Origin of the sequence: Alloalcanivorax marinus (assembly GCF_016906305.1) — a bacterium.
Lineage (GTDB): Bacteria > Pseudomonadota > Gammaproteobacteria > Pseudomonadales > Alcanivoracaceae > Alloalcanivorax > Alloalcanivorax marinus.
This window is the reverse complement of record NZ_JADDOL010000032.1, coordinates 20,913-28,205: the sequence shown is the minus strand read 5'-3', so window position 1 is coordinate 28,205 and position 7,293 is coordinate 20,913. Positions and strand designations below refer to the sequence as shown.

Below are 7,293 nucleotides of genomic sequence, written 5' to 3'. Positions count from 1 at the left end.
CCTTCCAGACCCAACCCATTGGGGGTTGAGTCCGGATAGGAGAGACGGTATCTACAGCGTGGTTGTAGGAGCGACTTTAGTCGCGATCACCGAGCCCCCAGACGCGCACCAATATCCCCAGCCACCGCCATCCAGGCGGCATCAAGACGCAATACCAACTCCTCGTACCCATCCCGCTCCAGCGCCTCTCGCTTGTCGAAGACACCGCCGACCGGGGCGCCGTCCGTGCCCTGGAAGTGCCAGTCGCCACTGACCCGGGCGTCGCCGTCGGCGGTGCCCTGGAAGCGGGTCACCCGCACCGTCAGGGTGCCGTTGGCCGGTGCCGGCAAGGCCTGGACCAGGGCGCGCTCCAGCTGATCCGCCAGGGGCTCCGCCCAGCGGTGGGCGCGGGCGGTGCTCAGGGTGGTGGCGCCGGTTTCCACCACCAGCCCGCCCTGATCCAGGTAGCCGGCCACACGCACCCGCACCATCAGGGTGCTGCCCGCCGCCGGCTGACTGGCGGCGGGCAACAGATACTGGCGCTCGCCGGTGGCGGGGGTGCCGGCGCAGCCGGCCAGGCTCAGCAGCACCAGCAGCAGGAGAGGGAATCTGATCGCCATCGTGGGCTCCGGGCGGTGGGTGGGTTCGAGCACCGCGGCTTCAGCCGCGATGCGGGAGAGGCTATTCATTGGGCCGCTTACCCCTGGCTCTCGGCTACTCATCCCGCGCTCTTGGCAGGGGATCCTCCGGCGGTTCGCGGGAGAAGATCAGGGCATTGGGCTTTTCGCGCAGGGTGCGCAGCAGCGGTTCGGCGTCGCGCAGTACCCGCTCCAGGCGTTCCAGGGTGGCGGAGAGTTGCCGGCCGTCGGCGCCGGCCAGGCTGTCCAGGGCGCCTTCCAGGGAGCGCAGGGTGTCGTTCAGCCGGGTGGGCAGCTGGGCGGTTTGCGGGTCGCCCAGCAGCGCTTCCAGCCGGTCGGCGGTGGCGGTGACCTGTTCCAGGGTTTTTTGCGAGGCCGCCAGATTGCGGTCCAGCCCCTCGGCGATCTTCTGCAAGGGCAGGTTGTTGAGGGTTTCCAGCAGGCCGGCCACCTGGTTCTCGATCTGCGCCAGGCCGTTGGCGGTGGTCGGGAACACCTGGACGCCCTCGAAGCGGGTGGGCTCGTAGTCGGCCACGTCCTGGCGGAAATTCAGGTCCACGAACAGGGCGCCGGTGAGCAGGTTGCCGGATTTCAGGGTGGCGCGCAGGCCGTTGTCGAACATGTGCTCCAGCCGCTCGCGCCAGTCGTCCAGCAGCACCTCGCTGCCCTGGGTGATGCGCTGCGGCTCGATGCGGATCAGCACCGGAATCGAAAAGCGGTTCAGGGAATCCGGCTGCTCGCCGGTGAACTTCCAGGGCACCTGCTCCACGGTGCCCACGCGCACGCCCCGGTACTCCACCGGCGCGCCCCGGCTGAGCCCGCGCACCGTGTCCTCCACCAGCAGGGCGTACTCCAGATACTGATCGAACAGGCCGCGGCGGGCCGCTTCCTGGTCGGCGTAGAGGGTGTACTCGGCCCCCTCGGTGGCGGGTTTGCCGGCGGGCATGGTGTCGTCGGGCACGCCGAAGGCGATGCCGCCCCCGAGCAGGGTTTCCAGGGATTGCAGGTTGACCCGGAAGCCCTGGGAGTCGAGCTGAAAACCGACCCCGGAGACGCTCCAGAAGCGGGTGGTGTCGGTGACCAGCACATCGTAGGGCCGCTCGATGAAGATGCGGTGCTCGATGCTGCGGTCCTCGGCGATGAACTCGGTGTCCACCACCCGGCCCACGGTCAGGTTGCGGAAGGTCACCGGGTCGCCGGTGGTGACGCTGTTGCCCGGTTCGCTGTGCAGGGTCAGGTACAGGCCGCGGGCGCCGGCCTCGGTGACCGGCGGCTGCTCTTCCACCACGAACTCCCGCGCCTTCTTGTCGCTGTCGCCGGGCAGCAGCTCGATATAGGCGCCGGACAGCACCGTGCCCAGGCCGCTGATGCCCTCCCGGCCGATGCGCGGCTTGACCACCCAGAAACGGGTGTCCTTGTTGAGCATGCGGTCGGCGCCGTCCTGCATGCGCGCGGTGACGATGGTATGGCGCAGGTCCTCGGACAGGGTCACGGTTTCCACCGTGCCGACCTGCACGCTGCGGGTTTTGATCGGCGTCTTGTTGGCCTCGATGCCCTCGGCGTTTTCCAGCTTGAGGGTGATCATCGGACCCTGGCCGGACAGATGATCGAACACCAGCCACAGGCCGATCAGCAACGCCGCCAGCGGAATCAGCCACACCGGCGACAGGCGGGGCAGGCGCTCATGAATGGCGCGGGAGGGTGTCGAGGTCATCGTCGTCCCGTTGCGTGGCCGGATCCGGGTCGGCGTTTTGCCGGTCCCAGATCAGGCGTGGATCAAAGCTGAAGGCGGCCAGCATGGTCAGCACCACCACCGCCGCGAAGGCGACCCCGCCGGGGCCCGGGGCGATCGACAGCAAATTGCCGAGCCGCACCAGGGCCACCACGATGGCCACCACGAACACATCGATCATCGACCAGCGGCCGACCCACTCGGTGATCCGGTAGAGCCGCATCTGCGCCGCCATGTCCAGCGCCCGGTCGCGGCGCGCCGCCAGGCACAGCCAGGCGAGCGCCATGATCTTGCCGAAGGGTACCAGAACACTGGCGGCGAAGATGATCAGGGCGATCGGCCAGTCACCGTGCTGAATGAATTGCAGCACCCCGGAGACGATGGTGGCCGGCTGGGTATGGCCCAGGCTGGTGGTGACCATGATCGGGTAAAGGTGGGCGGGAAAACAGCAAAGGGTGGCGGCCACCAGCAGGGCCCAGGTGCGTTGCAAACTGGCGGGCTGGCGCCGGTGCAGCCGGGCCCCGCAGCGCTGGCAGTGGCGCGGCCCGGCCAGCGGCTGCAGCTGGCCGCACTGCTCGCAGCCCACCAGGCCCTGGGCCAGGGCGGTGCGCCCGGCACGGGCCCCGGGCGGCGCCAGCGGCGGGCCGGCCAGCCGCGCCCACAGCGCCAGCGGATGGAGCCGCTGCACGGTGATCAGCAGGGCCAGGGCGAAGCCGGTGAACGCCCAGAAGCCGGGCTTGAGCACCACCTCCGCCATGCCGGCAATCTTGATCAGGCTGACCAGAGCGGCGATGGCGAACACGTCCGCCATCATCCACGGCTGCCAGCGCGGCAGGGCGCGCACCAGGGCGGCGGTGCCGGGCAGGGGCGCGGCGTCCGGCTTGCGGGTGTGGCGCAGACTGGCATGGACCCACAGCAGGGCGGCCAGAAAGCAGGCCGGCATCACCACGATGGTGGCGAACACCACCACCGCCAGGGCCGGATGATGAAAGGCGGCCAGTTCGGTGGCCGCGTCCAGCAGACCCATCTGCTCGCCGACACCGTTTTTCTCGAAACGGATATAGGGAAAGATCAGCGACAGGGTCAGCAGAATCAGGGCGGTCACCGCCAGCGCCGGGCTGGTCTGGTCGTGCACGGTGTGGCGCGCCAGGGGGTGGCCGCAGCGGGGGCAGCGCACCCATTCCCCGGGGGCCGGATCGGACACCGACAGCACCAGGTCGCACTGCGGGCAGGGCAGCAGCGTGGCGGGCGGCGTGTCCGGGGCGGTGGCGTCCATGGCATGGCCAGCGGCAAAGGAGGCTTCATTGTGCCGGGCGGGGGAGCCAGACGCCAGACGCCGGACGCTCAGCCCGGAACCGGACCTCACCTTTCGGAATCCGGGTTAAAGCGTCCGGCGTCTGGCGTTATTCCCGAGGCGCGTAATCGAACACGTCGGAGTGGATATGGCGGGGCGGCACGCCTTCCTCCACCAGCGCATCGAACACCGCCCAGGCCATGGCCGGGGAACCGCCCAGATAGAACAGCGGCTCGCGGGGCTCGGCCAGGGCTTCCAGGGCGGCCTCGTGCACCAGCCCGCGGGCGTGGCCGGGCTTGCTGATGTCGGACAGGGCGGTGACCGCGTGGAAGTCACGCAGCTGCTCGCCCCATCGCGCCGGCAGGTCGGGCAGGTACAGGTCGCGCTCCGTGCGCGCGCCCCAGAACAGCCGCACCGGCAGCGGGTAATCGAGCTGAATCAGCCGTTCGATCATGGCTTTCACCGGGGCGAAGCCGGTGGATCCGCAGATAAACCACAGCGGGCGATCCGGGGCCCGGTCGATAAAGCGCCGGCCTTCCGGCAGGGTCACCGCCACCGTGGCCTGCTCGTCCAGGTCCGCCATGATGGCGTGGGCGGCGCTGTTGTCGTCGCCATGACGCACGTGCAGTTCCAGTTCGCGGCCGCCCGGGGCGTTGGCAATGGAGAACGGATAGCTGCCGTGTTCCAGTTCGAGAATCAGGTACTGACCGGCGAACCAGCGCACCGTCCGGCCGGCGGGCAGACGCAGCACTACGCGGGTGACATCATGATTGAGCGGCTCTCGCCGAAGGATCTGGCACTGCAATCGGTGCACGGGCAGTTCGCCCGGCGCGGTAATCTCTGGCACTTCGATCTCGCAATCGCTGATCGGGATGGCCACGCAGTATAGCACCCGGTCGGCCCGGGCATCGCCGGCGTGGATGAGCCGGTCCGGGGAGGCGCCGCGCCGCTGGCGCACGGCGCCGGCGATCAGGCGGCCCTGGCAACGTTCACAGACGCCGTTGCGGCAGGCATGGGGAAAACCGAACCCCGCCTCCCGGCCGGCGGTCAGGATGGGGACCCCGGGCGGGCAAATCAAGTCGTGCCGGTCATTGATGCGGATACGGTGGGCCACGGCGGGGTCAGCCCACCTTGCGGCCGGAGATGATGCTTTTCACGTGTTCCAGGTCGGCCCAGGCGCCCTCGGCGAAAATCCGCTTCACGTCTTCCACCACGGAGGCGTAGCCGTAGCGCGGGTGGGCGTCGTGCACCGCCACCCGGGCGCCGGGGTTGAGGTGGGGCTGGAAGTCCTTGAAGTCGCGCCAGGCCTGTTCATGGTTGCCATCAATCCAGAGAAAGTCGATCTTCACCGACGGGTCCCAGTGCGCGGCGGCGTCCTGGGAGTAGCCCTCGATCAGTTCGAACAGGCCGTCGAAGCCGTTGCGGCGCAGCCGTTCCGCCACCAGGGCGCGGGTGGGCTTGTTGTCCAGGGGCACCAAATGGTCGGTGAGTCGGGCCTGCCTGTCCAGGTCGGAGTTGAACGGGTCGATGGAATAAAGGCGGCCCCCGCGTTTCTTCAGGCCGCGCAGCAAATAGCTGGTGGACAGGCCGCCATAGCAACCGATCTCCACCACCACCCCGCCTGGCGGCACCCGGGCGGCCCAGTGGCTGAGCATGGCCGCCTCGGTGTGCCGGATCATGCCGCCGTAGGCGCGCTTGTCGTAGCGGCGCCCGCCCAGCAGACCCATCAGATTATGATAGACCGGCCGCGAAAAGCCGCTGATCAGTTTCGGCCCGTGGTCGCTCCAGGCCTTTTCCAGAAAGGTGTTGGTCGAGTCGGTCGCTGACATTCACTAACCTGCTGTCCCCACGAAGAGGGCGATGATGCAGCCCATGCCAAAAAACCACACCAGGGAGCGCGCGCTGGCCCAGTCGGCGATATAGCAGACGCCGTACAGCACCCGGCTCAGCACGAACGCCACGGCGATGCCGTCGATGGTGTTCTGCGGCGCGGTCTGCGCCAGCTGCGCGATGATCACCGCGGCCGCGAACGGCGGGGTCACCTCGAAGCTGTTCTGCTGGGCCCAGTGGGCGCGCTTGCGGGACCCTTCCAGGGTGTTGAGAAAGTCCCGCGGGTTGTGGTTTTCCCGTAAACCGAATCCGCCCTGAAACTTGGCGAAGCCGGTGAAGGCGTAGGGCAACAGAATGGCGATCAGAACGCACCAGAAGGCCAGGGTCATGGCAGGGTCCTTTTATGATGAAAGAGGCCCGTTACCATGCTGGCAATCGACGGTGTGATCAATGACCGTTCGGTAACGCCGAAGGTCGCCCCGGCCGTTCGCGAACAGTGTGCGCAGGGTGGCTTAACCGGAGCTTAACGGTGGCGTCAGCGCCCGTTCCACCAGGGCGAAACGGTCCTGGCCCCAGACCAGGGCGTCGCCGGTCTGGAAGGTGGGCACGCCCCAGCTGCCGGCGTCGAGCATGGCCTGGCGGTTGGCCTCGGCGCGCTGGCGCCACTGGTCGTCGCCGAGCCAGCGGCGCGCCCGGTTCCAGTCCAGGCCGGCGTCCCGGGCCAGCTTTGCCAGACCGGCGTCGGCGGCCACGTCCACGCCCTGGCTCCAGATGCCACGGGCGGCGCTGAGCAGCCATTCGCGCAGACGGCCTTCCTTCTCCGCGAACGGCCACAGGGCCATGCAGCGTTCCACGCCCACCCCCACCGGGTCGCAGATCTTGCCGAAAGGCACGCCGTGCAGACGTGCCTCGCGGGCCGCGTCGGTGACGATATAGAGCCGTTTGGCGCGGGGCACGGTGAGCCCGCGCATCACCATGGGCAGCACCGGGCGCACCTCCAGGGTGACGCCGTAGTGGTCGGCCAGGGCGAAGGCCCGTTCCAGGGCCAGGTAGGAATAGGGGCTGCGGAACGAGAAGTAGAACGCCAGGCGGGTGCCCTCCGGCGGCCGTGGCCGATCCAGGCGGGCCCGCTTGGCGGCGCCGTAGTCCAGTGGCCAGGGGCCGCCGCCCAGGCCCAGCGCTTCCAGCCGCCGGGCCAGGTGATCGAGACGCTCCAGGCTCCAGTACCACTCGCCCTGGTAATGCAGGGTGCCGGTCAGGTAGTGGCCGTCGCCGAGAAACTGGTCCCGGCGCGCTTCCAGGGCCAGCCGGGCCTGGTCTTCCGGCTGCTGGCCGTGGTCGCGGGCCAGGGCGGTCAGGCGTTCCTGGTCGCCGGTCCAGAGTGCCTGCCCCAGAGCATGGGCCAGGCTCCAGAAACGCTCGTCGCCTTCGTGTTTGAGCAGGCAGCGGGTGGCCGCCAGGCTCAGCTCCGGATCCGGCGGCGTGGCGTGCCCGGGAAACGTCAGGCCGTGCAGCTCGGCCAGCGCCGCCGCGTCCCCGGGCGCCAGGGCGCGCAGCCGGTCCGGGTCCGGGTAGAGGTTGCCGTCCAGATAGAGCATCACCCGGGGCGTGATGCGCAGCCCGAAATGCTCGCCGAAAGCCGGCAGCGCCTGGGCCATCAGCAGGGAATAGGGGTCGTCGATGCGGAAATAGAAGGTCGCCTCATGGGGCCGCCGGCGCAGCCGGCGCCGGGCTTCCAGCAGGCGGCGGCGCCAGCGCTCCCGGCCCGGGCTGGTGAGCAGCCGGGCCAGGTAGGGCATCAGGCGACGTTGCAGGCTCAT

7 protein-coding genes are annotated in these 7,293 nt (G+C 69.1%); all 7 read right to left on the bottom strand.

Annotated features, from left to right (window positions below; genetic code table 11):
* Positions 1 to 86 precede the first annotated feature (86 nt).
* The gene (locus IM760_RS17560; protein WP_204431530.1) at positions 87 to 599 is read right to left on the bottom strand and encodes a PqiC family protein; all 513 of its coding nucleotides are present in this window, start codon (positions 597 to 599) and stop codon (positions 87 to 89) included.
* Between the two features lie 94 nt (positions 600 to 693).
* Entirely contained in the window at positions 694 to 2,331 is a 1,638-nt protein-coding gene (gene pqiB, locus IM760_RS17555; RefSeq protein WP_204431529.1) for an intermembrane transport protein PqiB, read from the bottom strand.
* Positions 2,300 to 3,625 carry a paraquat-inducible protein A gene (locus tag IM760_RS17550; RefSeq protein ID WP_204431528.1) on the bottom strand — a complete coding sequence of 442 codons (1,326 nt, stop codon included), beginning with the start codon at positions 3,623 to 3,625 and terminating at the stop codon, positions 2,300 to 2,302. Before IM760_RS17550 ends, pqiB begins: the two co-directional genes overlap by 32 nt.
* A 127-nt stretch (positions 3,626 to 3,752) precedes the next feature.
* Entirely contained in the window at positions 3,753 to 4,757 is a 1,005-nt protein-coding gene (locus IM760_RS17545; protein WP_204431527.1) for a 2Fe-2S iron-sulfur cluster-binding protein, read from the bottom strand.
* Positions 4,758 to 4,764: 7 nt separating this feature from the next.
* On the bottom strand, positions 4,765 to 5,472 hold the full coding sequence (locus IM760_RS17540) for a class I SAM-dependent methyltransferase (RefSeq protein ID WP_204431526.1): 708 nt from the start codon (positions 5,470 to 5,472) through the stop codon (positions 4,765 to 4,767).
* Positions 5,473 to 5,475: 3 nt separating this feature from the next.
* A complete protein-coding gene (locus IM760_RS17535) occupies positions 5,476 to 5,862 on the bottom strand; it encodes an MAPEG family protein (RefSeq protein WP_204431525.1) in 387 nt (128 codons plus the stop codon).
* 123 nt (positions 5,863 to 5,985) lie between these two features.
* On the bottom strand, positions 5,986 to 7,293 hold the full coding sequence (locus IM760_RS17530; protein WP_204431524.1) for a DsbA family protein: 1,308 nt from the start codon (positions 7,291 to 7,293) through the stop codon (positions 5,986 to 5,988).